This is a genomic window from Paenibacillus sp. FSL M8-0334 (assembly GCF_038000405.1).
Taxonomy (GTDB): Bacteria; Bacillota; Bacilli; order Paenibacillales; family Paenibacillaceae; genus Paenibacillus_AQ; species Paenibacillus_AQ campinasensis.
Map to the genome: position 1 here is coordinate 1,983,681 of NZ_JBBOCH010000001.1, position 25,708 is coordinate 2,009,388.

Annotated in this window: 23 protein-coding genes; all 23 read right to left on the reverse strand. The window is 53.1% G+C overall.

What is annotated here, in order from left to right; all coding sequences use genetic code 11:
- Positions 1–164: 164 nt before the first annotated feature.
- The 23 genes from MKX64_RS08610 to MKX64_RS08720 all read right to left on the reverse strand — a co-directional run bounded on the left by MKX64_RS08610 (position 165) and on the right by MKX64_RS08720 (position 25,486).
- Positions 165–1,163: an SPFH domain-containing protein gene (locus MKX64_RS08610; RefSeq protein WP_095264277.1), complete on the reverse strand. Its 999-nt coding sequence runs from the start codon at positions 1,161–1,163 to the stop codon at positions 165–167.
- Positions 1,164–1,183: 20 nt separating this feature from the next.
- Complete coding sequence (locus MKX64_RS08615; RefSeq protein ID WP_341035654.1) at positions 1,184–2,113, reverse strand: TPM domain-containing protein; 930 nt, start codon at positions 2,111–2,113, stop codon at positions 1,184–1,186.
- Positions 2,113–3,147 carry a TFIIB-type zinc ribbon-containing protein gene (locus MKX64_RS08620; protein ID WP_095264276.1) on the reverse strand — a complete coding sequence of 345 codons (1,035 nt, stop codon included), beginning with the start codon at positions 3,145–3,147 and terminating at the stop codon, positions 2,113–2,115. The genes MKX64_RS08615 and MKX64_RS08620 overlap by 1 nt, the downstream gene beginning before the upstream one ends.
- 30 nt (positions 3,148–3,177) lie before the next feature.
- Positions 3,178–3,936, reverse strand: coding sequence for a PspA/IM30 family protein (locus tag MKX64_RS08625; RefSeq protein WP_176475545.1), 759 nt, complete (start codon positions 3,934–3,936; stop codon positions 3,178–3,180).
- A gap of 746 nt (positions 3,937–4,682) precedes the next feature.
- Positions 4,683–6,494, reverse strand: coding sequence for an ABC transporter ATP-binding protein (locus tag MKX64_RS08630; protein ID WP_155617511.1), 1,812 nt, complete (start codon positions 6,492–6,494; stop codon positions 4,683–4,685).
- A 145-nt stretch (positions 6,495–6,639) separates the two neighbouring features.
- The gene (locus MKX64_RS08635; RefSeq protein WP_095264273.1) at positions 6,640–7,134 is read right to left on the reverse strand and encodes a lasso peptide biosynthesis B2 protein; all 495 of its coding nucleotides are present in this window, start codon (positions 7,132–7,134) and stop codon (positions 6,640–6,642) included.
- Positions 7,131–7,427, reverse strand: a complete 297-nt coding sequence (locus MKX64_RS08640) for a lasso peptide biosynthesis PqqD family chaperone (RefSeq protein ID WP_095398301.1) — start codon at positions 7,425–7,427, stop codon at positions 7,131–7,133. The genes MKX64_RS08635 and MKX64_RS08640 overlap by 4 nt, the downstream gene beginning before the upstream one ends.
- 44 nt (positions 7,428–7,471) lie before the next feature.
- Positions 7,472–8,641 (reverse strand): nucleotidyltransferase family protein, encoded by a 1,170-nt coding sequence (locus MKX64_RS08645; RefSeq protein ID WP_095264271.1) that lies wholly within the window; start codon positions 8,639–8,641, stop codon positions 7,472–7,474.
- Between the two features lie 18 nt (positions 8,642–8,659).
- Positions 8,660–9,997 carry a UDP-glucose dehydrogenase family protein gene (locus tag MKX64_RS08650; RefSeq protein ID WP_341035656.1) on the reverse strand — a complete coding sequence of 446 codons (1,338 nt, stop codon included), beginning with the start codon at positions 9,995–9,997 and terminating at the stop codon, positions 8,660–8,662.
- Positions 9,998–10,076: 79 nt separating this feature from the next.
- Positions 10,077–11,453, reverse strand: a complete 1,377-nt coding sequence (locus tag MKX64_RS08655) for a sugar phosphate nucleotidyltransferase (RefSeq protein WP_095264269.1) — start codon at positions 11,451–11,453, stop codon at positions 10,077–10,079.
- A gap of 2 nt (positions 11,454–11,455) precedes the next feature.
- Complete coding sequence (locus MKX64_RS08660) at positions 11,456–12,595, reverse strand: glycosyltransferase (RefSeq protein WP_095398304.1); 1,140 nt, start codon at positions 12,593–12,595, stop codon at positions 11,456–11,458.
- Positions 12,595–13,788: a glycosyltransferase family 4 protein gene (locus tag MKX64_RS08665; protein WP_341035657.1), complete on the reverse strand. Its 1,194-nt coding sequence runs from the start codon at positions 13,786–13,788 to the stop codon at positions 12,595–12,597. The genes MKX64_RS08660 and MKX64_RS08665 overlap by 1 nt, the downstream gene beginning before the upstream one ends.
- Positions 13,785–14,972 carry a glycosyltransferase family 4 protein gene (locus tag MKX64_RS08670; protein WP_095264266.1) on the reverse strand — a complete coding sequence of 396 codons (1,188 nt, stop codon included), beginning with the start codon at positions 14,970–14,972 and terminating at the stop codon, positions 13,785–13,787. The genes MKX64_RS08665 and MKX64_RS08670 overlap by 4 nt, the downstream gene beginning before the upstream one ends.
- Entirely contained in the window at positions 14,938–16,125 is a 1,188-nt protein-coding gene (locus tag MKX64_RS08675) for a glycosyltransferase family 4 protein (protein ID WP_095264265.1), read from the reverse strand. Before MKX64_RS08675 ends, MKX64_RS08670 begins: the two co-directional genes overlap by 35 nt.
- A gap of 49 nt (positions 16,126–16,174) precedes the next feature.
- Positions 16,175–17,257, reverse strand: coding sequence for a glycosyltransferase family 4 protein (locus tag MKX64_RS08680; RefSeq protein ID WP_095398306.1), 1,083 nt, complete (start codon positions 17,255–17,257; stop codon positions 16,175–16,177).
- A gap of 50 nt (positions 17,258–17,307) precedes the next feature.
- Positions 17,308–18,651: a lipopolysaccharide biosynthesis protein gene (locus MKX64_RS08685; RefSeq protein WP_341035658.1), complete on the reverse strand. Its 1,344-nt coding sequence runs from the start codon at positions 18,649–18,651 to the stop codon at positions 17,308–17,310.
- A 14-nt stretch (positions 18,652–18,665) separates the two neighbouring features.
- On the reverse strand, positions 18,666–19,841 hold the full coding sequence (locus MKX64_RS08690) for a glycosyltransferase family 4 protein (RefSeq protein ID WP_341035659.1): 1,176 nt from the start codon (positions 19,839–19,841) through the stop codon (positions 18,666–18,668).
- A 2-nt stretch (positions 19,842–19,843) separates the two neighbouring features.
- The gene (locus MKX64_RS08695) at positions 19,844–21,268 is read right to left on the reverse strand and encodes an O-antigen ligase family protein (protein ID WP_341035660.1); all 1,425 of its coding nucleotides are present in this window, start codon (positions 21,266–21,268) and stop codon (positions 19,844–19,846) included.
- Positions 21,247–22,176 carry a glycosyltransferase family 2 protein gene (locus tag MKX64_RS08700; RefSeq protein WP_341035661.1) on the reverse strand — a complete coding sequence of 310 codons (930 nt, stop codon included), beginning with the start codon at positions 22,174–22,176 and terminating at the stop codon, positions 21,247–21,249. Before MKX64_RS08700 ends, MKX64_RS08695 begins: the two co-directional genes overlap by 22 nt.
- Before the next feature lie 17 nt (positions 22,177–22,193).
- A complete protein-coding gene (locus MKX64_RS08705; protein ID WP_095264260.1) occupies positions 22,194–22,892 on the reverse strand; it encodes a sugar transferase in 699 nt (232 codons plus the stop codon).
- 8 nt (positions 22,893–22,900) lie between these two features.
- Entirely contained in the window at positions 22,901–23,797 is an 897-nt protein-coding gene (gene galU, locus MKX64_RS08710; protein ID WP_095264259.1) for a UTP--glucose-1-phosphate uridylyltransferase GalU, read from the reverse strand.
- A 323-nt stretch (positions 23,798–24,120) separates the two neighbouring features.
- Positions 24,121–24,762, reverse strand: a complete 642-nt coding sequence (locus MKX64_RS08715) for a CpsD/CapB family tyrosine-protein kinase (RefSeq protein ID WP_095264258.1) — start codon at positions 24,760–24,762, stop codon at positions 24,121–24,123.
- On the reverse strand, positions 24,743–25,486 hold the full coding sequence (locus tag MKX64_RS08720) for a YveK family protein (protein WP_095264257.1): 744 nt from the start codon (positions 25,484–25,486) through the stop codon (positions 24,743–24,745). The genes MKX64_RS08715 and MKX64_RS08720 overlap by 20 nt, the downstream gene beginning before the upstream one ends.
- Positions 25,487–25,708: the final 222 nt, after the last annotated feature.

Sequence of the window (25,708 nt, forward strand, 5' to 3'; positions counted from 1 at the left end):
TAAGGTTAGATGCATTATATCATGAAATTGAAGCGCATACATTGAAAAGTTATAAAAAGAAACAGCCTGTTCGGAATAATTTCCTCCCGATCCAGGCTGCTTCATCCCCGTCTTGCGGGTCCGTTCGTCCTTGCAGACAAGCGCGCTTCTGCTGTCTTTAACCTTTATCCCAGCTTCTGACCACAATTCGGACAGAAGTTGGCGCCTTCGTTCTTCGTCCCGCAGTTCGGGCAGAAGTTCGGCTTTTGTCCGCCGCCGGAGGCTGCACCGCCGCTCGGCGGTTGCGGTGTATTCGAGCCGGAAGACGATGACCCGCCATTCTGGTTCATATTCTTCATCATTTCATTCGCCAGATTCATGCCCATCATCATGCCTGCCATGTCGGAGGCGGCGCCGCCGCCCTGAACCTTGCCGGAAGCAATGCCGTCGGTCATGCTCACCTGCTGGTATTTCTGCAGGTTGCCGATCATCTCATGCGATGCGGTCTTCGTAATCATATCCTGAATTTCCTTCGGGTAATTGAAGCTCATCACCTGGAAGCCTGTAATGGAGATGCCGTTGTCCATCACCTGCATATCCAGATCATCGCGGATGCCTCGGGCGATATCGTCCGCATTGGCCTGAAGGTTGAACATGTCCTTGCCTTCCCGGCTGATCCACTTCATAAGCAGCTGATCCAGCACGGACGTGATGCGAATCTTCACATCCTCGACCAGATAGCTGTTCTTGATGCCGGCGATCTTGTCAATCAGCGTGACGTAGTCGCTCACTTTGAAATTGAAGGTGCCGTTGGCACGTATCGGCATGCCGCCTGGCAGTTGCGGCGTCGGGATCAGAACCGGGTTCTGCGTGCCCCAGCGCACGGTGAACTCCTTCGTGTTCACGAACAGCACTTCGACCCGCATGCCGCTGTTGAACCCGAATTTAAAGCCTTTTAACGTTGACAGAAACGGGATGATCTCCGAGTCGATGTTGTACACGCCCTCATCCTTGAAAATGCCCTCGATTTTGCCATTATTCACAAACACAGCGTCCTGTCCGGCCCGGATGACAAGCTTGCTGCCCTTCTTAATTTCCTTATTGCTCCACTTCCAAAAAATCATGTCGTCCCGAAATTCATCCCATTCCACCACATTGGCGAACTGGTTTCTAAAGAATCCCATCGATACTCCCATCCCTTCTGTTAAAATGAACCTCTGCTGCCGCTGTGCGAATGCCCGCCGGAAGTCCGGCCCCCGCCGCCACCTCCGAAGCCGCCACCGCCAGAGTTGTTGTTTCGTTCGATTTTCCTTTTGGTTGTTGTCGTATGAAGATATTGGTCTCTGCGGGCCCGTACGCCCGACACGCTTGAGTTCTCATAAGTGCGGCCATTGACGGTGACCCGGCCTCCGGCATTGTAAAGCATCAGTCCGACCACAACGCCGCCGATGACAACGGAGATGCCAATCTGAACCCAGATATTATTAAAAATGCTGTCGTCAGCCTCACGCGATGGGGAATACGCCGAACCGGAACCGCCGCCTCTACCGGAACTCGAACTGTTCCCTCCGCCCGAGCCTGTGCCCGAGCTGGTTCCCGAACCCATACCTGAATTCGAATCCGTGCCCATATCCGGTTCCGGGGTTATGCCCATGTATTCATATACATCCTCGATGTACTTCTGGAAGGCAAGTTTATAGTCGCCGTTCGCCATATCGGGCGTAATGTGATCACGAATCTCGTCCGCCCTCTGATTGTTCACATATTCCTCCGCCTTCTTAAAACCGGCAACATAAAACTCGCGGTGGTACATATCCACCATCAGGATGGCCGTGTTTCCGTGAGGCTGATCGTAACCTGGCGCATATTCATCATAAAAGTCCTGTGTCATCCTCATCACATCATAGGCATCCGGACCATCCACCGTCAGGATCATAATGTCCGTCTCTCGTTCAGCCGACCGTTCATTTGCCAACTGATTCAGCTCTTCATACTCCTCGGTTGTGAGCAGACCGGCATCATCAAAGATCAGCTGTTTCTCATCGGCCCTGGCCTCCGTCGCCCAGGAAAGAGCCCCTGTCACGATCATCACGGTGAAAAGAAGGGAAGCCAGCAGGATCCGAGCTCTTCTCATTAGGAACCACCTCCCTGTATGATGAGTGATATCAGCTGTTGAACGAGGAATGCTGCTCCCGAGATGCCGGTGAACCACGCAGTCACTTTCAGCTTGCTGATCGGCGGCCTCCCTACCACCTTTCCGGTCTGTCCGTTCATAGCGAATATATAATTTTTCTTATTATAGCTGTAATTGACCATCCATACCGGAAGCAGCACATATTCCGCATGCTTCGCTCTGGTATCGATATCGACATCGGTATAGCTTACCGTGGAATAACCCGTTACCGTGGATGAAATATAGGAGTCGATAAAACTTCTGATTTTGTCCTTGGCCCGAGGCAGCAGCTGACTGTCGGTGTAGCTGTATTTTTCAGCGATGTAACCGGCCAGATAAGGGGTTTTAAACTGCTCAAGCTTGCTGTAAGGGAACGGCTCCAGCTTATCCATGAGCTCGTCGTTCATTTTCTCCGAAGCGTCAATCGGCACCTTCACGTATTCCAGATGAATGTCCCTGTATATGCTGTAATGCTTCGTTTCCGTATACTCATAATCGCCCAGTCTGTAGATCCGGACCTTCGTCGCGCGGCCATGGACCTCTACATCGCTCTTCAGATCATAGAGCCAGAACGGAACGTACACCCCGGTGATGCTCTGCACCCGATTGGCCGTCATAAATCCGCTTGGGGTCAGCAGCCCTTTCCTGCACCATTTCCGAAAAGCCTCCATCGCCTGCTCCTTGCTGATCGAGAACGGAATGATCTGCGCCGGAGCAAGCTTTCCCGCAAGCCGGTCGCCAAGCACAACGGCCGACCCGCAAAAGGTGCAGTTCGTTGCGCTCGTCTCAGGCTCTGTCATAATGACGGCCCCGCAGCTGTTGCAGTGATATTCTCTCGTCCTGTCCTCCTCGGAAAACACCACGTTCGTGAGGGGATCAGAGATAGATTCAATATGATCTTGTCGTCCGCAGCTTTGGCAGGATAATGCTCCCGTATTCGCATCAAACACCATACCGCTGCCGCAGTTCGGGCATTTATACTCAATTACCGGCATTTGTTCACCTCGATCAGCCTATCTATGCGGCTATTCCTTTGGATTTAATCTGGCCTTTAATGCGGCCAGTTCGTCTTCAGCGCTCATCGTCTTCGGTCCATCAACCTCGCTGCTGGAGCCAGTACCCGCATTAACCCCCGCGTCGGGTCCAGCGTTCGACCCACCTGCACGCTGCTCCTTCTCCAGCTGTGCAATCAGGTCATCCAGATCGTCTTCCTGGGCTCCTCCCCGCAGCTCAGCCAGCGCCAGCGCCTCGTTCAGGGCCAGGCTTGCTTTCTCCTCCATGGCGGACAGCGCCGCATGCGCTCCCCCGGCGCCCGCGCCTCGCTCGTTCAGTTCCTGCTGCGACTTCGCCGCGGCCAGCTTGCCCTTCAGCTCCGCATAGCGGGCTTCCAACTGGCCGATATCCTTCACCAGCTTCGCTTCCATCTCCTTCATCTTGGCCAAGTTCGAGGCGGCCGCATCATAGGCTTCCTGAAGAGGCGCAAGCTTCTCTGTTTCCAGCGCCTTGCGCTCCAGAAACTTGAGTGCATCCTCGTCTTTGCCTTCCATCGCCGCTTTCTCAGCATACCGCTGCAGCTTGCGCACGTCAGCCTGACCTTCGTCCAGCGCCCGCTTCGCTCTTCTCTCCTGGGCAACCTGCGACTCCGTTTCGGCCTTCACCTGACCGAGGTCGCTGCGCAGGGCCTGCATATATTCCTTGATCGTCTTCTCCGGGTCTTTCGATCTATCCAGCCAAGCATTCACGTTTGCTGCCATAATATCCCTGAATCTCGACAAAATCGTCATCACGAACCTCCTTAAAAAGGATGATATGTCTCCTAATAATACATGATAAATGGGATGAAGGTTTCATTTTAGGTGAATTTGTATCTATTTGTCAGAAATTAATCGTTTATTGTGAAAATAATCACTTATTGTGGTGTGGCCCGTGAACTGCAAAAAGAACGCCCCGATCACTTCTGCTCAGGCAGATAGATCGAGGCGTCCTTCGAACTACAGGATGGCTGTGTGCGTTGCCACTTCGTACTTTAGTGACTTTGTGTGATTTATCATACAAAGCCTAGGCTAAATCCAGGGATGACCAGCCATTTGTACGAATCATCATACAAATTCCCTCGTCATCCCTCCAGGCTTCTAATTTTATATGAAAAATCATACAAAATCGGCCATTTTACTGAATATTGGCTTGATTTGTACGAAAAATCATACAAGTCCTCCCCTTATGTTATTCCTGTACATGTAATTGGTACATGCAATTGGTAAATGTATGGGGATACAAGCATCTACAACCGCCTGCCATGGCTTACATACGCAAAAAAGCGAGCCGAAGGAGCTCTTCCACTCTCAGCTCGCTATACTTCTTACTCCTTACTTCTTGCCATACTTCTCCGTCCTTCTCCGTACTCCTTGCTTCTTACCTCGTACTTCTTACTTCTTGCTTCTTACTTCTTGCTTCATACTTCTTACTTCTTACTTCTTGCCTCTCACTTAAACACCAATGGTTAACCAGACAACTATAACCCATCCAGCGCCTACAACGAAGAGCCGGTCTGATAATTCAGCAGCTGCCTGAAGGTGCCCTTGCTTTCCTGGGCCAGCTGCTGATAGCCCCCCTGCTGTACCACCTGTCCCTGCTCCAGCACGATCACCTGATCGGCGTGGCGAATCGTGGACAGCCGATGAGCGATAACAATGACGGTCATGCTGCCCTTCAGCTTATCCAGCGCCTCCTGAATCCGTCTTTCATTGTCGCTGTCCAGAGCGCTTGTCGCTTCGTCCAGCACAAGAATAGATGGCCGTTTCAGGATGGCTCGGGCCAGCACAATTCGCTGGCGCTCTCCCCCGGATAAACGTATTCCCCGATCGCCGATCACCGTATCCAGACCCTGAGGCAGCCGCCTCACAAAATCATCGGAGGAGGAAAATTCCAGTGCCGCCCACAGCTCCTCATCGGTCGCTTCCGGCGCCACCAGTTTCAGGTTATCGCGGATGCTTTCATTGAACAGAAATGGATCCTGCGCCACATAACCGACCGCATTTCTTAGCGCCATCAGCTGTGTCTGGTCCTTGAGGGATCGGCCATCGACCAGAACCTCTCCGCGTTCAGGCTGAATCATCCCCATCACAAGGTCGATCAGCGTGCTCTTCCCTGCGCCGGATTTGCCGACAATGGCCGTCATGCGGTTGGCGGGAATGAACACACGGATTCCGCTTAATGCGTACTCGGCCGAGGAAGGATCATAACGGTAATCGACATCCCGGCATTCAATCCCTTCCTGCATATGAAGCCGCGGAGCGACCGCGGCGCTCACCGCCCCTGTCATCTCCCGCTCCGCTTCGTACTCCTGCTGCAACTGCCGCATGGTGCGAAAGGCGGGAAGATTCGATACGAGCTGCTCGGAGCTCGTCTGAATGCTGATGAACCTCGGCCATAGCCGTGTAAAAATAAGCACCACCACAAGCAGCGATTCGGCCGGCGTGCGTAGCACCTCCAGCGCCAGAAACACAAAGCCGGCAATCAGCACCACCGAGGACAGCCGGTAAATAAGCTGTGACAGCGCATTGATCCGTCCGAACCGGATGAAGTTCTCCTCCATCTGGCCCGACAGGCGGCTGAACCAGCTCAGATGCGACTGCTCCAGCCGGTTGCTCTTGATATCCTTGATCCCGCTAAAATGGTCCGTAATCCCCGCAAAATAGCGCTTGGACAGCTCGGACGTCTGTTCGCCGATCGACTTCGATTTCCGGATGAATCTGCGTCCGAACAGTGCCAGCAGCCCGCCGCTGATCAGGACGGTCAGCGTAAGTACCGGCGACAGCCAGAAGGCCAGCACGATCTGAACGAGCGTGAACAGCAGAGAAGATATCATCTGGAGAAACAGGAAGGTGCCCTGGTTCACGCGGCCCAGCTCATTGGACATCACATGATGAAAGTCGGACTTGCGCTTGCGCAAGAAGAACGCCCACTTGGCATGCAGCAGGCCTTCATAGGTTTCCATCCGAAGCGTGCGAATGAATTTCTGCAGAATGGCTGCATTTAGGATCGACTGACTCCGGGTCAGGAGAGCCTGCCCGCCGACAATGATCACGAACAGGATCAGCACACTTGTCAAACTCGGCTCCCACGACCAGGAACGGAGCAGCTCAAGCAGATGGGACACAAGCGGCACGCCGCCCATATCGCCCTGGAATACCCCGACCAGGCCCAGAAGCGGAATGATCAGGTATAAGCCGATCCCTTCCAGCAAACTGATCAGCAGAATCAGGAACATATTGAGATATAGTCTGCCTCCGGCGATCTGACGCAGTTTACGAACATAATAGAATAAATCCTTCACGGTCATAACTCCTTATACGCAGTAGACACCCTATGCCTTCACTCACCCAATGCCTTTCCCCATCTTCTTCCTTCTCCCACGCCATGAACTTCACGCACCTTCATACATGCACTTCCTACATGCAGTTAGACATTTTCATGCACGATATCGGCTATATGCGCTGGCGCTTGACGGCCGCCGCTGCCCTGTTCCTCGCGCTATCCTTGCCAAAAATACCGACAACGGCATATCGCTCATGCCCTTCCTTTCCTGTCACGATATACGAGCCGCTGCGAAGCCAGGCGTGCGCAGCCATCTTGCCGTGGTCATCCCGGCCGCTGCCGAGATACAGCGTGCATGCCAGACCTCTTCGCTCCAGCATTTTCATCGCTGCCACCGCCTTGACCAGACACTGGCTCTCCCACCAGGTCACCCGGCTCATCGTATGGATCGCCCTGGAAATTTGACGAAGCAGCCGCTGCTCCTGCTCTGTACAGCCGCTGATTGGCGTCTCCTTCATATATTCGCCAAGGGTATGTCTGACCTTGTGGAAGGGAAGCAGCTTGAATATCCTCCCCCAAGCCAGGAACAGATACGCCTCGATGAACATGAACCGCATAGGCCATGGATAGGATATGAACCGGCGCGCTTTTCGAAGCAGGCTCATTCCGCTCTTGTCACCCGGATCAGGCCTTCGGTTGCCAGCTGGTTCACAAACCTCTCCACCTGCTGTCTGCAAGTGTCCGGCTCGATCTCATATTCGGCTACCAGCTGCTCCACCATCCCCGTGACCGAGATCGGCGATTCGGCCAGCTCCCAGATCCGCCCGCCGATCCGGCCCAGGTTGTAATATTTACCGCTTTCAATATTGAGCATCACTTTCTCGCCATCCATTTCGCTGACCAGAAAGCCCTCAGACTGCACAATCAGATCCTCGGCAGTGATAATCTCCGTGTTCATCCATCGTTCCCTCCTTCGGTGATAACATCAGACAGCCATCAACATCATAGTGACGGTTGTTTCATCCGCCGCCAGAACCATAGAAACGGCCGCAACGGATAATAAAGAAAGCGCAGCGGCTTGGGCAAAGGAAGCATCAACGCGTCCCTTGAGCTCGGGAGCAGCTTACCGGCAATGTAGGCTACGCGCTGCTTGCCTGACATAAGCAGGAACAGGTAGCGGTGATAATGCCAAGCGACGCTTTTCTCCGGCACCGGATTCAATTGGACCATTCGTTTTATATAATGAAGAGCCATTCCGGCGAGTCGATAAGAGCGCACATTCACCGTCTCGTCCGCTAGCGCTTTCGGAACCGCCGCAGACAGCAGCTGACCTGACAGCAGCAATGCCTGGCCTATATAGTGCCGGCCTCCATGCAGCTTAAGATGAGCGATCATATTCGCGCTGCTTGATTGTGGCAGCAGATCCGCGATATCCAGAAGCCACCGCAACCGGAACCATCCGTGCCTGGCGCCATGCTCCGCAAGATAATGCAGCAGGTCCTCGCCTCCAATCCCGTAGAAGGACTGGCCCGACAGCACGATTTCCTTTCTCCGCGACCACAGATCGTCGAAGGTGCAGTCCTTGCCGGAATGCGGACTTAACTGCCAGTGAATTTCGACCTGGACCCCGTGCTCCGGATGCTCCATCGACAGATGATGGCTTTTCCTTTTCCAGTTGTTCAGGAGCCATTCCTCCTCCGGCACATATCCCAGCTCGATCAGAATTTCCCGGGCCTTCTCCACATCCCGGTCGTCCACAAGCACGTCCAGATCCTTGGAGGACCGGCGTGCCATATCCCCATACAGCTGTAAGGCCAATAAGGGGCCTTTTAGCCAGAGGCTGCGTATGCCGCTGTGCTCGAATGCCTCGCGGACCTGACTCATCGCCCTGCCCAGATGCAGCATCTTCATCATGTTCTGATGATAATGGCGGTGCAGAAACGGAATAACATGTTCCGGAACGAGCGCCGAATGCTCTTGCAACGCCAGATACACCGGCGGGACCACCCGATGATGGACCACCAGCTTATTGAACAATGCCCAGTCGAGGTCCGCGGTTAATGGCCTTAACGCTTCCGTATCCAGCTGGCGCTTGCCCAGTAGATGAAGCAGCAATAACAACTCCCTGGACAGATCGTGGACGTATAGCGCATCAGCAGTATTGGTCATCATGATTCACCTCGCCTGCTGTCATAATGACAATAATGGCGCCGGTTCCTTCAAGCCGCTGTTCATGCCCGGGCGTCCGACGGAATAGTACACGATATTCGTGCCCGAAAGCTGCTCTTCTTCATATATATTTCTGCCGTCGATCAGGTATGGCGATTTCAACCAGCCTTCAACCTCCAGCGGCTCCAGCTCCTGAAATTCCTTCCACTCCGTCAGGATGCAGAGGGCATCCGCTTGCCAGGCGGCCTCCCGCGCAGTGCTGCAGTATACAATGCCATCCGAACCGTACTCTTTACGAAAATTGTCTGCAGCAACGGGATCGTACGCCTGTACCTGCGCTCCCCTTTTATGCAGCTCGGCAATGATTTCAAAGGCCGGGGCGTCCCGGACATCATCCGTCTCCGGCTTAAATGCCAATCCCCATATGCCGATTGTGGTGCCAGCCAGGTTGCCCAGCAGCCCTTCCAGCTTGCGGATCACATTATAACGCTGCTCCCGGTTCACATCGACCACCGATTTGAGCAGCTTGAAGTCATAATCCATCTGTCCGGCAATTTGAATGAGCGCTTGGGTATCCTTCGGAAAGCAGGAGCCGCCATATCCGATCCCGGCCTTCAAGAAGGACGAGCCGATGCGCTTGTCAAAACCCATGCCATAAGCCACCTTGGTCACATCAGCTCCGACCTTCTCGCATATGTTCGCAATCTCGTTGATAAATGAAATTTTCGTAGCGAGGAACGCATTGGATGCATACTTGATCATTTCAGCACTGCGTATATCGGTGACAATCAGATGATCCGTCAAGCGGCTGTTCAGCTCTACCAGGCATTCCGCAGCCCTTGCACTATCCGTGCCGATAACGACGCGGTCCGGATTCAGTGTATCCGAGACGGCAGTCCCCTCCCGCAGGAATTCGGGCACCGATGCGATGTCAAACACTTCCTCCGTATGCTGACGGATCATATCTCTGATGCGCTCATTCGTACCAACCGGGACCGTGCTTTTGGTCACGATGATTTTGTAGCCGTTCATCGCCTGACCAATCTCCGCAGCGGCTTGCTCAATATAGCTAAGATTCGCCTGTCCGTTCGGCAATGATGGCGTCCCTACGGCAATGATGACAAGCTCGGACGCCTCTACGGATGCACGGAGATCGGTGGTGAAGCTCAGCCGTCCAGCCTCCCGATTGGCGCTGATGAGCGGCTGAAGCCCGGGCTCGTAGATCGGCACTTCGCCCCGGTTTAGCTGATCAATCTTGGCTTCCATTTTATCTACACAGATGACCCTGTTGCCAAGCTCTGCGAAGCAAACCCCGGACACCAATCCGACGTAACCCGTACCGATTACCGTTATTCTCATTGTTTTCACTCCTACTTTAAAAGATTTACCGGATATCCTGTCAAACTTGCTTCCAGAGCCGGAGAACGGGACATGTGCGTCAGCTCATCACAATCTCCTTGATCTCTTCCCAGTCCATCGCAAGCCTGACAATGTCATCCTCAATCAATTGACTTCCGGTCTGTACCTCGATGATTTCTATATCCGTAATCGCACGCAGGCTGTGCTTGGCCTCCGCCGTAATGAGCACCACGTCTCCCTTGCCAATGATGCGGACATCCCCGTCCAGAATCATCTCGCCGTGCCCGGACACGACCGTCCACACCTCGCTTCGCAGCAGGTGGTATTGATAGCTCAAATTTTTGCCCTCCAGCACACAGATCCGTTTCGTCAGCACCTCGTTGCCGTTCGGATACTTCGTGTAATCCAGTACACGGTAGCGCCCCCAGCGCCGTTCTTCGTACATCGGACGCTGATCGCCGAACTGAAGCACTTCCTTGATCCGTTTGCTGGCATGTTTATCGGACACGAGGATGCCGTCAGGGCTTGCCGCAACAATCAAATTGGGAACTCCGATCACCGTGATCGGTATGTCCAGCTCGTTAATGACATGGGTGTTAACACAATCTGTGGTGAGCGTGCCTTTCCCCACAAGCGGCACTTGGATTTCCTCGGTAAGCACATCCCAGGTGCCAAGATCCTTCCACATCCCCTGATACGGTAAAGCGACAATCTTGTTCGCCTGCTCTACAACCGCGTAGTCAAAGCTCGTTTTCTCGATCTGACCGTACTGCTTGAGCAGTTCGTCATACTGAATAGGCAGGGAGCGATCTTCCAGATACTGAATCACGTACCCGAGCCGGAATGCGAATACGCCGCAATTCCACAGCGCAGACTGCGACATCAATTGCCTGGCCAGCTCTTCATCCGGCTTCTCCACGAAGTGGCTGACCTTGAAGTAGCCGGTGCCATCCTCCAATTCGGAGGCTGCTTCAGGGACGATATATCCGAACTTGGAGGACGGGTGATCCGGCGACACCCCGATCAGTCCCAAATCAGCGTCCGTGCCTTGCATCAGCTGCTCCAGTTCCTTCACTTTCTCAAAGAAATGGTTCTCGACATAAGGGTCAACGGGAAGGACAACGATAATATCCCGCAGGCTTACCCCTTTAACGGAATATAAATAACAGGCGGATAATGCAATCGCCGGAAGCGTGTCTCGGCGCTCGGGCTCCACGATGATTTCCGCTTCATACCCGAGCTGATTTTGCAACAACTCGACCTGCGATTTCCCGGTGGCAATGACCGACGATTGCTGCAGATTCATCTCGCCGAGCTGCCCCCATACCCGCTGAACCATGGACACACGGTCACCCGAGCGGGTGTTCAGAATTTTCAGAAACTGCTTGGACCTCGTTTCATTCGATAGCGGCCACAGCCGGTTACCGCTGCCTCCGGACAATAAGACGACTTGCACGCTTACCAGCTCCCCTCCGCTTGCGTAATCTTCGCTTCTCTTTCTTTGGACTGGAGCAGCCGGTCAATGCTTGAGTACAGCTGCTCCATGAATACTTCCTCACCGAACTTCTCGGCATGCTCACGAATCCTTGATGGATTCCATTCATATTCATCAAAGCGGCTGAGGACGTCAGCCAGCGAATCGACGGTTTGCGCCTCAAAGAACAGCCCCGTCTGCCCGGCCAGCACCGTGTCCAGCGCTCCACCTTCGCGGTAAGCAACGATCGGCCTGCCGCATGCATTCACTTCCAGCGGCGTGATTCCGAAATCCTCAATCCCGGGGAAAATGAGTGCCTTGCAGCGCTGCATATAGCCCACAACCTCCTCATCGCTTCTTCTTCCGAGGAAGACGACACCCTCTCCTGCCCGTTGTTCCAGTCTAGCCCGGTCAGGGCCATCGCCGATTACAATCAGCTTGTGCCCCAGTTTCGTGCAGGCCTCGACAGCCAGATCGATTCGCTTGTAGGACACCAGGCGGGACACAACGAGGAAGTAATCCTCCGGCGCCTCATCGGAGATACCGAAGCGGCGGATTTCGACGGGAGGAAAAATAATCGGGGCATTCATGCCGTACCACTGCCGGATTCGCTCTTTCACAGCCGTGGAGTTAGCAATCAAGCGATCCACCTGTCTGGAATTGCGCCGATCCCAGGCTTGCAGCGGGAGCGTCAGCCATTTGGCGATCCGCTTCAAAGCGCCAGGAACCTGGACGCCTTCCATATAGGACTCGAAGTTCCATGCAAAACGCATCGGGCTATGGCAGTAGCATACATGCAGCGCTCCCCGTTCCTTGCGTACGCCTTTGGCATAAGCGCTGCTGGAGCTGAGAATAAGATCGTACCCCTTCAGCCTCATCGACCCTACCGCGAAAGGATACAGCCAGAAGAACAGTTTGAACCTGTGCAGAATTCCCGGGATGCGCTGCATCCACGTCGTGTGAATGACAGCGTCCTGCAATTCGGGCATCAGTTTGTCCCGGTCGATAATCGTCGTATAGATGGGCGCCTCAGGGAACATCTTGTGCAGCACGGCCACCACCCTTTCGGCGCCCCCCATCTGATTGAGATAATCGTGGACAATCGCCACTTTCAGTTTCTGCATTACATCATCTCCTTTGCCTGCTGGCGATCCATGGCCGGAGCGCTGGAGCTATGCAGCAGCTGATGGTAAATCCGCTCCACCTTGCGGGATGTCTCTGTAATGGAGAACATGGCTTCTGCTCTTTCTTGTCCGTTCTGGCTCAGCTTCAGCCACAGTGTCTCGTCATCCAGCACCCGCCGAATGCAATGAACAAGCTCGTGTATGCTCCCGCTGTCATACATCAAGCCGCTTTCGTTGTGCTCTATAATCTCGGGCACGCCTCCGCCGCGTGACGCTACGACCGGTGTTCCCTGGGACATGGCCTCGATGATGACCCTGCCAAACGGCTCGTTGTCCGAGCATAATAAAAGGAGATCCGCTCCGCAGCAGATCTCCAATATATCTTCTCTAAACCCAGTAAATACCACCCGCTCCTCAAGTCCCAGCGCACGTGTCTTCGCTTTCAGCTTGGCGAGGTAGCGCTCGTTCTCCTGCCGGAATTTGGCCTCTCCAACAATCCACAAGACGGCGTTACGCCCCTCCCGAACTAGCCTGGACAAGGCCTCAAGCGCATCCTCCTGCCGTTTCCACGGCGCGATCTGACCAATGATCGCCAGCACCTCCGCATCCGGCGGGGTTTGAAGCTGCTTGCGGATCCTGTCCCCGATCTCCCGCCTCCGGCTAGGATCAACCGCTCGGAGCTCGACGCCATTGTGCACGAGATGGACCCTGTCTACGGGCGCCGCATGCGATATGCCTTGAATGACCGGCTCGGAAATGCCGATCAGCGCCTGGGCCGTGCCGGCCATTCGCCCGACGACCCGCCCGATCACCCCTTGGGGCGGCATATCTCGGATATGCCATACCACCAGCAGCCGGTGATACCAACGAAATAGGCTGGCCATTATGCCGGCCCTAATCGAGTTCGCGTGAATCAGATCGACTCCGCTTCTTCTTATCGTCCGGGCCAGCTTCCAGCCCGCCCACCAGGTCCCTGCCGCATAAACGGCCAGCATTACCGGGTTGCGGGTCATTCTGGCCCGGAAGCTCGGAAGCGGACAGACCTCGATGCCATAGCTTCGCGCCTTCGCCAGCAGCTCGCCTTCCGGGGCGAACAGGACCGGACTGGCCTCGGTCATATGTTTGGCTGTCAGCAGCAGGCTAATCTCTGCACCGCTGATCGTGCTTGTATGGTTATAGAAGGCTATTTTCATGATCGGAATACCTTCCTCTTATCAACTTCTTCCTTGAACACCTCGGTCACCGCTTCAGCCACCCGGCTCCAGGTGTACTTCTGCAATACGAATTCCCGGCATGCTTCCCGGGACGGAAGGAACGACTCCTGATTGAGCACGTCGATAATCTTCCGGCCAATTGACTCTGAAGTGCCGTCTTGAAACATCAGCTCATCCGAAATCTGGTGCAGGATTTCCCTTGTCCCGCCGTATGGCGTCCCCAGCACAGGCGTTCCGCAAGCAAGCGACTCTACGGTAATCAGGCCGAATCCCTCAAGGGTAAGCGTGGGGACGATGCTGATATCCGCAGCCTGATAGCGCCTGACCAGCTCTTCGTTCGAAATTCTTCCAAGCAGCTCGACGTTCGCGGACAGTCCCAGCTGCCGGATCAAGGTCTCGTATTCAGCGCGCATCGGCCCGTCTCCGCCAATCCACAGCTGCGTGCCGGGATGATGGCGGACCACTTCAACCATGGCCTGAATCAGCCGGTCGATCCCCATCCGCTTCACCAGCCTCCGTATGCAGAACAGCACCGGCTGCCCAGGCTTGATGCCAAGCTCAGTCCTCAACTGGTCACGATCCGTATGCGGACGGAACAGCTGATGATCCACAGCACCCGGGATGATGTGAACCTTGCTCGGCTCCACACCATAGGTTTCCGTCAATATGTCGCGGAAGTATTCGCTGAGCACAATAAATCCGTCTGAGCGGCGGTAGGTCAGCTGTTCCACCTGTTTTTTCACCCAGTACTTCGCACCTTTAACCACCCCGGCCCTGGCCTTCTCCTCCACCCTGGACTCCATCGCCCACGGCCCGTGGAAATGGGTAACGATCGGGATATGAGCAGGAATATGCTGCCGTGTCACCATCGTGGTATAAAAGGCAAAATGCGGGTTGAACACATCGGGCTGAAAGCTGCGAATCGCTTGGACCGTGTGCCTTTGAACCGACCTCATGCGCGGGAGAAAGTGGCTGGCCTCAAGCTCGCCCGTGGCGTTATGAATATTGTGTTCCTTCGGCAGCTCGGCTCCCTTGGGGGCTACTACTAGTCCCAGCCCTTGATGGCCGTATTCCTTCATCGCTTTTGCATAATCGGCAAAATACCGGTTCAATCCGCCATGCTGAATATCAATCCATCCCATTCCGGTCGATAGCACATTCATGGTTATCTCTCTTTCCTCCATAAGTTTGGGCAGGCTGGGCCCTGTAGTTAACAGCCATTTGATAACATGCCAAGCGGGCTCTGGCAGCATTATCCCAAGTGAAGCTCTGCGCCGTATGATAGGCGTTATATCGCAGCTTCGTCAGAAGCTCCGGGTGATTGATCAGCTTTTCCAATGCCAGTACCATATGCGCCACGCTGCGTTTAGGGATGAGAAGTCCATCCTCGCCATCGGTTACAATGTCGCCTGGACCCGCGGTATCCGTCGTCACAGGAGCCAGCCCGCATGCCATGCACTCGATTAGCGTCTTGCCGAACCCTTCGGACAAGGTAGGAAACAGCTTAATGTGGTACCCCTTTAATAAATTCGGGAGGTCGCGATGGCTATACGACCGGATAACCGTGACCCGATGCCGCACCTCAGCGTCAAAATCAGACAGCACCCTCTCCTCCTCGCATCCGGTTCCCATAAAAGCCACCTCGACATTCGGATACCGGGCGAGAATCTCTCCCAGCGCTTGGGTGCTATACATAATGCCTTTTCGATGAATGTAGCTGCCCACCTGTGCGATTCGAATGACGGACGTATTCTCCATCCCCATCTCATCCAATGGCGGGTTCAACAAGTAATCCGGGATGCCATTAAACACCGCCTTCACTTGCCTCAAGTCCTTGTCTAACTGATGCTGGACGAAGCCCTCGTCCTGGGAATTCAGGACAATCGAGTAGTCCGCCCTTTTAATGGACTGGGATACCTCCCAGATGCGGTAGCCTCCCCAATAGACAAAATACTTGTTGCTCAGCTTCAAATGACCCAGCCGGTTCTCCTCCAACACTTCCTCATGCGCCAAATGCTCAAGACCATGACTGCTTGCGACAATCGCCGGACGTTTATGGAAATAAGACAGTACCCAGCTGTCGCCCGAAGCGATATCAAGCACATCATACGCCCGCCATTTCGACCGTTTGGAAGCGAGTCTCCAGGGGAATATCAATTTGTCGAGAATGCCGCCCTGAAACACTTTTAAGTCATCCATAAAATAGGTGTCCACATGGACCCCCAAGTTCCTTAATGCATCTGCAATGGCAAGCCTCGTTCCGGATACGCCGGAATTCAAGTTATGATCCGTATTGGCAATCATTGCTACTTTCATCGGATTCACTCCAATTGCTTAATGGTGAAGCTTCCAAAGCTTCAATCACTCATCCTTGCTCGGAATTGACTAAACGGTTCTCACGGACCAGCAGTTCCTCATAAATGCGCAGCGTTTCTTTTGCAACCCGCTCGACCCTATAGAAATCCAGCCCCTGCTGGGCAGAGCGCTTGTATTCTTGACGCAACTCTTCATCGCTTAACATGGTAATCAGCGCCTCTGCCAGCTTATCCGGCGACTGTGGGGGAACCAGCATTCCTGACTGTCCAAAGTCCAGCGCCTCCGGTATCCCGTCCACCTCCGTGGCCACGATGGCACAGCCTGACTCCCTCGCCTCCAGCAGAACGAGAGGAAACGGGTCCTTATGCGAGGCCAGAACGAATACATCGGACGAACTCATATACCGCTTCGGATCGGTTTGAAATCCTTCAAAGTGAATTTTGTGCCGGCTCGCCGACTGGGCAGCCTGCTGTTTAAACCGTTCACTTTCCGGTCCATCGCCCACAATATACAGCTCCGAATCCGGGCATCGCGCCGATACGATCTCAAACGCCTCGATTAAATCGGCGATGCCCTTCCGCTCGTTAAGTCCGGCCACCGTCACGATGGAGCGGCCTTTAAGCTGCACGGCCTCCAGATCTTCACTCCTTCTGCTGCCGATCGTTCCATTAAGCACGACCCGCAGCTTCTCCTCCTCAATGCCGCGCCTCGCCATCGACTCAGCCACCGCCTGGCTTACGGCGATGACGGTGTCGCCCACCTTCATAAAGTCCGCACTCTTCTGGAATTCATTATGAACATGCGTTACGATCTTGTATTTCCGAAATCCCCTCAGATACCGTGAAAGGAGCGCGCCCGTCATCATGTGGGCATGGATGACATCAGGCTGAAACTGTTTGGTAATGCGCCGAAAATGAAAAAAAGCCTGCAGCAATTGCCACGGCTTTCTCGTTTGATCCAACCTGTAATGTTCGACTTGATGCCGCTTCAGCAGCTCTATGTATTCCCCGCCTTCCGAAGCCACAGCCACGCGATGCCCGAGCATGGCCTGCTCGCAGGCCACGTCAATCATCACATTCACAATCCCGTTTCCTGACTGCTTTACATGATTCGCAATGTGCAAGATATGCAAAGGTTCCCCTCCTTATGGCTCTCTCCGCTTTTTTCTCCTCTTCTCCATGGTTACATCGCGGCACTGCCGTGCTCTTTCTGCCTCCGTACCCGGTCGATCAGCCAGACAACATCACTTTTGGAGAACATCCAGTGGCGAAGCTCCACACGATGTTTGAACGTATACAGCAGAAATATGACCATCAGTTCGATCAGCGCCGTAGTCAATAAAGAGATCGCTGCGCCTTGTACGCCTAACCGCGGGATAAGCACATTCATGAATACAACATTGAGGCCCAGTGTTGTCGCCCGAATGATGGTTACCGTTCCCGGCCTTCCGATCGACATGAAGCCTTGAGAGAGTATCCAGCATACGCTCGTGATCGCCGTTTGGAAGAGCAGTATCCGAAATATGCCGATCGCCTCGACAAAGGATTTCCCATACAAGATCACCAGCAGATACGGAGCTATGATAAAAACACCTGCGCCGACAATCAATGTAACGATCGTGCTGATCCGGAACACTTTAAACGTCAGCTTCAACGCTTCCTCGCGCTCAAGACCCGAGGCTTTCGGGAACAGCACCGAGGTGACCGCGCCCTGAAGCGTTCTTAATATTTTGGCAAGATTCAGGGATACAACATAAAGACCGAGGCTGCTTGGCGACAGCAAGCCGACAACTAGAATTTGGTCAATATATCCGGATAACGTCCCGGCCACATCCGTGCCATAGGAGCGCACACCATAGCTCAAAAGCGTTTTGCCGGATTTCACCTTGTTCTTCTGTCTGATCTTGTACTCCGAAACAAGCTTGAACGTAATCCATGCCGTGACCGGAAGTACAGGGAACAGATACGCCACCGACGTATAGAACGGGTTGATGCTTCCTGTCACAACCAGGCCGCACAGGATTAGCAAGGTGCCCACCACCGGCAAATATCTGGTCAGATTGTAGAGATGATACTCCTCCCGCGACTGAAGTGCCGCGGTATTGATCGTACCGATCATCGTAATCGGCGACATGATGAGCGCCCAGACTGCAAAGCTGATAACCTCCTGGGAGTAGTCCTTCATCCAGAACGGGATCAGCACGGCTCCCACACCCATCGCCACGAAGCCCAGAATCACGCTCAAATACAAGGAAGTCATGTAGAGAGAAGCCTGATCCTCGCCCTTCTTCTTCATGTAATAGACAAGGGCTGCCGGGATGCCCAGCGTAAGGCAATAGGCCAGGAACGAGGGCCACATGATCATCGCGGCTTGTTCCCCCCGCCCTTCGGGCCCGAGAAACCTGGCGATGATCACGCCCGTCCCTACATTAAGTCCAAGGATGAATATATTGGAGGCAAATACCTGCAGTACATTGGCTAGACTGCCTCCGCTTCTTCTCAGCTTCATCAAATTTGTGATCGCCATTTTATTCTGTCCCTTCAGGTCTGTTTACTGGTATGGAATTTCACCCTAGAGGTTTCTTGAAACAAACTTAAATATTGAATCGACATCCTCCCCCAGGAGTTCCGTCCAGCATCCTCCCTCGCTTTTTGCGCCATAAGCTGGATGCGCTCATGGTTGTTAACCAGTTCCCGAAGTGCGCTTACCAGCGCCTGCGTGTCTTCGGGATCGTCCATTACAACCGCCGCGTCTTCGGACAACAGCTCCACAACCCCGCATCTGCTGCTCGTAATCACCGGCAAGCCCGTCGCCATCGCCTCCAGGATGACAAGGGAGAACGGCTCATACCTTGAGGGAAAAACAAACAGGTCGGAAAGGGACATAATGTCCGCAATATCCTTCCTATAGCCGAGAAAAACAACACGTTCGTTTAATCCGAGCTGCTCCGCCAGCTTCGGATAAGGGCTCTTATCTACATCGCCCAGGACGAGCAAATGAATATCCGGAACCTCGGCGAGCGCCTTGAGCACGGTGTCCAGATTTTTTCTTTTGGACTTGAGATCGCCCGCGAATAGAGCATATATCCTGTTCTCTTCAAGCTGAAAGTCAGCACGGTTAACAGATCTCGGATAAAATTCGTTCAGATCCACGCCGTTTGGCACCACCGTAATCCGGTCGGCTGCGATACCCGCATCCTGCACAAGCTCCTGCTTGACCTGCTCCGAAACCGCTATAATGTGCCTTGTTCTTCTCAGGAAGATCCGCTCCAGAAAAGCGTTCAGACTGTTGTATACCAGTTGGTACAGGCTGTGTATCGTTTTCCGCTCCCGAAACGGATGGTACTTGGATTTCACCCATGCACTATGTACAAAATGAATGCAATTAATGTCCGATCCAGCATAGGTAATGAATCCGTTAACGACCACCAGATCGATGCGACTCCGGCGAATCCACAGCGAGATTGCAGACCATATGGCGAAGGCCTGGTATCTTAACAGGAATGTTGGCACCCTTCGCACATGAATCTGAACCCATTCCACCCTGGGGTCAGATCTCAGATCTTCCGATAATTCGGACGAGATAACGATAATCTCATGCCCTTGACGAAGGGCCTCGATGATGACCTCATAGTTGACTCGCCCCTGCCCATCGCCTTTTTTCACTTTATGTGTCACAAAACAGATTTTCATCGGCTTACCTCTTTCAACAGACATACTCATCCCCCATCCTGGATCTCCGGCTTTGGAATAAAGCCAAGGGCGGTGATCCATAGCAGAATAAATCCGCTAAAACCCAGCAGCACGTTGCTGCCTAGCAGGAGAAAGAGCAGGGCGCTGCTCCCTGCAAACGAAATCGGCGAGAACTTTTTCTCGCTCTTGCTGGCTTTGAAGCCATGGATAAACAGAAATATCACGACAGAAATCAGGGCCAGGCCAAACGGCAGGCCAAAGGTATAGAACAGATTCAAATAACCGTTATCGAACACCTTGACCACATTGTCGCTTTGAGCAAGCTTGGCTCCCAGGCCGGAGCTTCCCAGTCCCATGCCGACCGGATTCCCCATAACCATCGACATGATATGGGTGGAGAACACCAGTCTTTCGTTGAAGGAATGATCCTCATCCAGCGAGCCGAAGGTTTCGATTCGCGAGGAGACTTCGCCCGCCCCTGGCAGCAGAGGAAGCAACAATTGATAAGCCATCACGATCAGGGCACCTAATAGTAACAGCTGCAGTTTGCTTTTCAGCTGCGACCGAAGGAAATACGCTGCGATCATAATGACATATGCAATCCAGCCCACGCGGACCAAGGTCAACAGCAGCGCAAAGGCGACGATCAGGATACCCACCATGCCAAAAGCGCGCCATTTCCTCTGCACTGTCATCAGCGCCAAGGCAGCGGCCAGAAACACACCCGCAGGCCCCGGAGAATTCAGCAATGAGAACAGCCGGAATTTCTGAGGCTCTGGCTGACCTATGGAGTTCATCTCGGAGGATATCATCCAGAATTCATCCCAGGGCGGCAGTGCCAGATATTGATATATGCCGTATGCCCCGACTATCACGGCAAGGAATGAGAACCATTTCAGCCACCTGTCTCGCACCTCGCTGCTAAATGGCGTAACACTCACGTAGATCATGACCAGAAACGGCACCGTATAATTTAATAGATCATAGACAGAGGAGAACCCATATTTCAGAAACCCCAGGCAGAATCCGTAGGCTAATGCGGCGCATAAAATTTTCAGCACCAGGCTAATCTTCGGATCCAGCCGCTTAATATGCTTGGCAACAGGCACAATCATCACCAGGCTGACACAATAGGGAATGAGAATGATGATGGAAAGGTCGGTGTACGATTGAAACGACCAATCCAGCAGCCGCCTGATCTCCGGGCTGATGACCCATAGCAGCAAGGTATAGGATATGAGCATGTGAGGTCGGTTCAAGCAGAGATATAGCGCCATCAGCATACTGAGGAGCAGGAGGGTAAATTCCAGCATGCGCATGTGAAGCGAGCCTATAGAGCTGGCCAGGCCTACCATTACGCCGAGAATGACAATCCCCGCCAAGATGAGCACCATCTCGGCCCATCTTCCAAGGCGAGACTTGAAAGCGCCTAATCCAAAGAGCCTCTCCATGTTCTCCATCCTCCCCATCTGCCTTTTAAGGCGAGCCATGCCTTCTTGAACGCCGTGCCCTTCTGCGAAGGCAGCATTCGAATGCACTGCAGAAGACCAGGGGAAGACTTGCTGCCAACGATGATGATCCACAGAACATACAGAATTCTTCGAGCTCCGCTTAAGTGCTTCAGCAGGGAGTAGGTTTCGTTGTGCGACATATTCAGAAAGGCGGTTTCGTTAAAAGCATTGCGCTTGTCTTCATCAAACCGCTCCGCCGGATAATGATCCACGCACACTTCCGGATCGTAAATCAGCTTCCAGCCCTGTTTCTTCACCGATAGGCTGAATTCCAGCTCATTATGGACCTGCGCCCCGGTGCCTTTTAAATTTTCATCAAACCTGAGGCCCTCAATGGCCGCTCTTCGGTAGCTCATATTGGCGCCCTTCAGAATGTCTACCTCCCGAACGCCTCCGAGTCCGACATGATGATTGCCTATGATCCGGCCGTACGGCTTAATGACGCCAACCTCCTGCCTCTGGGCCGGAATGGGCTCCCCGCGCAAATGGACAATATCGCGCCCCCCGATTCCACCGACCTCGGGACGCTGTATATAGTGCTGCTCAATCTTCTCCAGCCAATCGGAATGAGGAATCGTATCATCATCAGTCAGCACAACAATCGCTCCGGTGCTGTGCTGAACCCCTGTGTTCAATGCCTGAATCAGACCTGACTTCTCCACAAGGGCGATCGTTTGATTCGGCAGGTTTCGCAGCGACAGCGCTTGAAGCGTATCGTCATCCGTGCTTCTTACGACAAAAATGATTTCATCAGGGTATCGGCTTTGCTTCAGAAGACCATCCATACAGTTCATGAGTGCCTCAACCCGGTGATACGTCGGAATGATCACGCTTATTGTCATATTCATGTTCTACACAACTCCATTTAGTAGGCTGAGTTCGGGAATACCATCACTTTGACGGTACGCAGCATCACCTTGATATCCAGCCACAAATTTCTTCGCTCAATGTACTCCAGGTCCAGCTCCAACATTTCCTGAAAACTGAGATTGTTGCGTCCGCTGACCTGCCATAAGCCCGTGCACCCCGGGCTGACGCTTAAGCGCTGTTTGTCATAGCTCGTATACTGCATCACCTCTCGCGGCAATGCCGGCCGCGGTCCTACGAGCGACATATCCCCGCGCACCACATTCCACAGCTGAGGGAGTTCATCAATGCTGGTTTTGCGAATGAATTTTCCGATCTTCGTAATGCGAGGGTCCTCTTTCATCTTGAACATGGCGCCGCCCACTTCATTCTGATCCAGCAGCTTCTCCAGCAGCTCCTCTGCGTTGGACACCATCGAACGGAATTTGTACATCCGAAACGGCCGCTCGTTCTTGCCAATGCGTGTCTGGTAAAAGAAAACGGACCCTTTCGGGTCCTCCATTTTAATCAGCAGGGCAACAAGGATAAAGAGCGGAGACAACAGCACCAGCCCGATGAGCGCGAGCATAACATCCATGATCCGTTTGATCACCAGATACGAAGCTTTGGAATCTCGCTCTTCCAATGCCGCCTTGGCATATTCCGGGGCGCTTTTGAAAACGACATCGACTTCGTTTCGTTGCGGATTAGGATACATCCTTTCGTTCACCTCATCAGCGTTTTGTTTTGGATTTTCTCGCGTTCAAGAATCGTCTCCATGCCTTGCAACAGCGGTGTTCGTAGCTCCTCGTATTGAAGTGCAAAATCCAGGGTCGTCATAATGAAGCCGAGCTTCTCGCCGACATCATGGCGGGTTCCCTCGAAATCATAGGCGTATACCCCGTCGCGCTCATTCAGCCTCTGGATCGCATCGGTCAGCTGAATTTCTCCACCGGCGCCTTCCTCCTGCCGTTCCAAGAAATCAAAGATTTCCGGCGTTAATATATACCTGCCCATAATAGCCAACCTTGAAGGCGCGTGGCCTTTCGGGGGCTTCTCGATAAAATAGTCCACCTTATATAAGCGGTCGATCTTTTCCAGCGGGGAGATAATCCCGTAACGGTGGGTCTGGTCTTCAGAAACCGTCTGCACCCCGATCACCGATCTCTGAACCTGTTCGAACTGCTCTGCCAGCTGCTGGATGCAAGGCACTTCGGACTTCACAATATCGTCCCCAAGAAGCACTGCGAACGGTTCGTCCCCTATAAAGTTGCGCGCACACCACACAGCATGTCCAAGACCTCGCGCTTCCTTCTGTCTTATGTAATGAATATCCACGTCGGAAGAGCGGCGCACCTCATCAAGAAGATCAAACTTCCCTTTACTGAACAAGTTATGTTCCAGTTCAAATGCATGATCAAAATGATCCTCGATGGAGCGCTTGCCCTTGCCTGTCACAATGATGATATCCTCGATACCGGAGGCAACCGCTTCTTCAACAATGTACTGAATCGTCGGCTTATCCACGATCGGAAGCATTTCTTTCGGCATGGCTTTTGTCGCTGGCAGAAAACGTGTTCCGAGTCCCGCTGCGGGTATAATGGCTTTTTTCACTTTCTTCATTTCTTCACTCTCCAACTCTTTTTATTTTTTACATGCCAAAATCATTGTGATGGTGAATCAGAAGGGCTTAGCTATATGCTCTTCCGCTGAAAAAAACATAGCTAAGCCTTCTATAGACCATAGGGCATTCAACCCATCCTCACATTACACCCTCGACAATCATGTCTAAGGTCCGATCAAGACCCACAGCGTAACCGAGTGCCTACAGTGATAAAGGTGCAGTAGACATTACCTGATTCAAGCTTGCCGAAGGCGCCTTCCATCCCATTCCGGATTGTTGTCTAAGGCAGGCCTGATCCTGACGGGCATCTATTTATGGCGCGTTATTGCGCGCGATTCAGCACGATCCCCAATAGGCGGGCATTGACGTGATCCAGCTGTTCCTTCGCTTTCCTCAGATTATGCTTCTGCACTTTTCCGGCTGCGGCCACGATGATAACGCCATCGCATAGCGGACTGACGATCGTGCTGTCCGAAACCGACAACATCGCTGGCGTATCGACAAGAATCACGTCATAATCCTCCTTCAATTGCGTCAGGAGCTCACGCATCCCCGGGGAGTCGATAAGCTCGGACGGATTCGAAGGAACCGGCCCGGAGGGAAGGAGGTACAGGTTGCTAATATCTGTCTCCGCAATGGAGTCCTGTATATTGCTGTGGCCCGACAACAAAGTGCTCAAGCCGCGGTGGTTTATCATGGAGAACATTTTGTGAAGGGAAGGTTTTCGCATATCGGCATCGACCAGCAGCACCTTCTTGCCCTCTTGAGCATACGTAACGGCTAGGTTGCTAATGGTGGTCGTTTTTCCTTCCCCGGGCTGGGAGGATGTCACCATTACCGTTTTCAGGTCTTGATCTTTGGAGAAGAACGGAATTTTAGCACGAAGCAAGCGATAGACTTCGGAGATAGGGGACTTCGGGTTAAGAGAAACAACGAGACTGTTGCTATTGATTGAGCGGCGCATACTGGTTTTCACCTACCTTTTGCTGTTTCATGGCCTTCGGCTGCTTGGGTTTCTTCATGTCGCCTTTGGAGATGCGGCCCACCACGGCGAGCACTGGGACATCCATGAGTCTAGTAATCTCTTCTTCCGTCTTGAGCGTGTCGTCCAGATAGTCGAGAAGAAACACAAAACCGATCGCCAGCAGAAATGACACCACGAAGCTAATCAATATGTTCATCAAAGGGTTAAAGTTAATAGGGGCGGGGGATATGCTCGTATCTGCCTCGCTCAAAATCGTGATGTTATCGACATTCATGATATGAGGGATCTGCTCCTTAAACACCATCGATACGGCATTGACCACATTGGCGGCCTTCTCATAGGAGATGTCCTGGTACATCAGGTTCATAACTTGCGAATTGTTAGCAGCCGAGACCGACACCTTCGCTGCCAGACTCGCCGAGCTTTCTCCTAACTCGGGATACTGCTCAACTACCTTGTTCATCACTGCCGAGGACTTGATAATTTCCTTGTACGAGTTAATGAGAAATATGCTGGTCTGGATCGTGCTGGTGTTGAGTCCGTCGCCTGAGGACTGGTTCACAATCAGCTTGGCATTTGCGGAATATACCGGTGTCGTAAAATAGAAACTTTTGATCCCTGCCGCCGCCATGGCTACGATCACAATGACTGCGATGATCCACCATCGCTTCTGAATCACCCGAAAATAATGCTTAAGCTCCATCTGTTCGCAACCCCCCGCGCTTAATGTAGATTCCTAATCATGCTTGTTTTGGAGTCCACTGAAACCCGTGACTTTTCATACTCGCACAATCCTCAATCCCAAATTGCTACGATTTGTATAGTTCATATCCCATAATTTACGATACAGATTGTATCATGTCAACGGTAATTTTCATGACTTTTCATAAGCGACGACACATTTCGTAGCAACGATTCCCCTAGC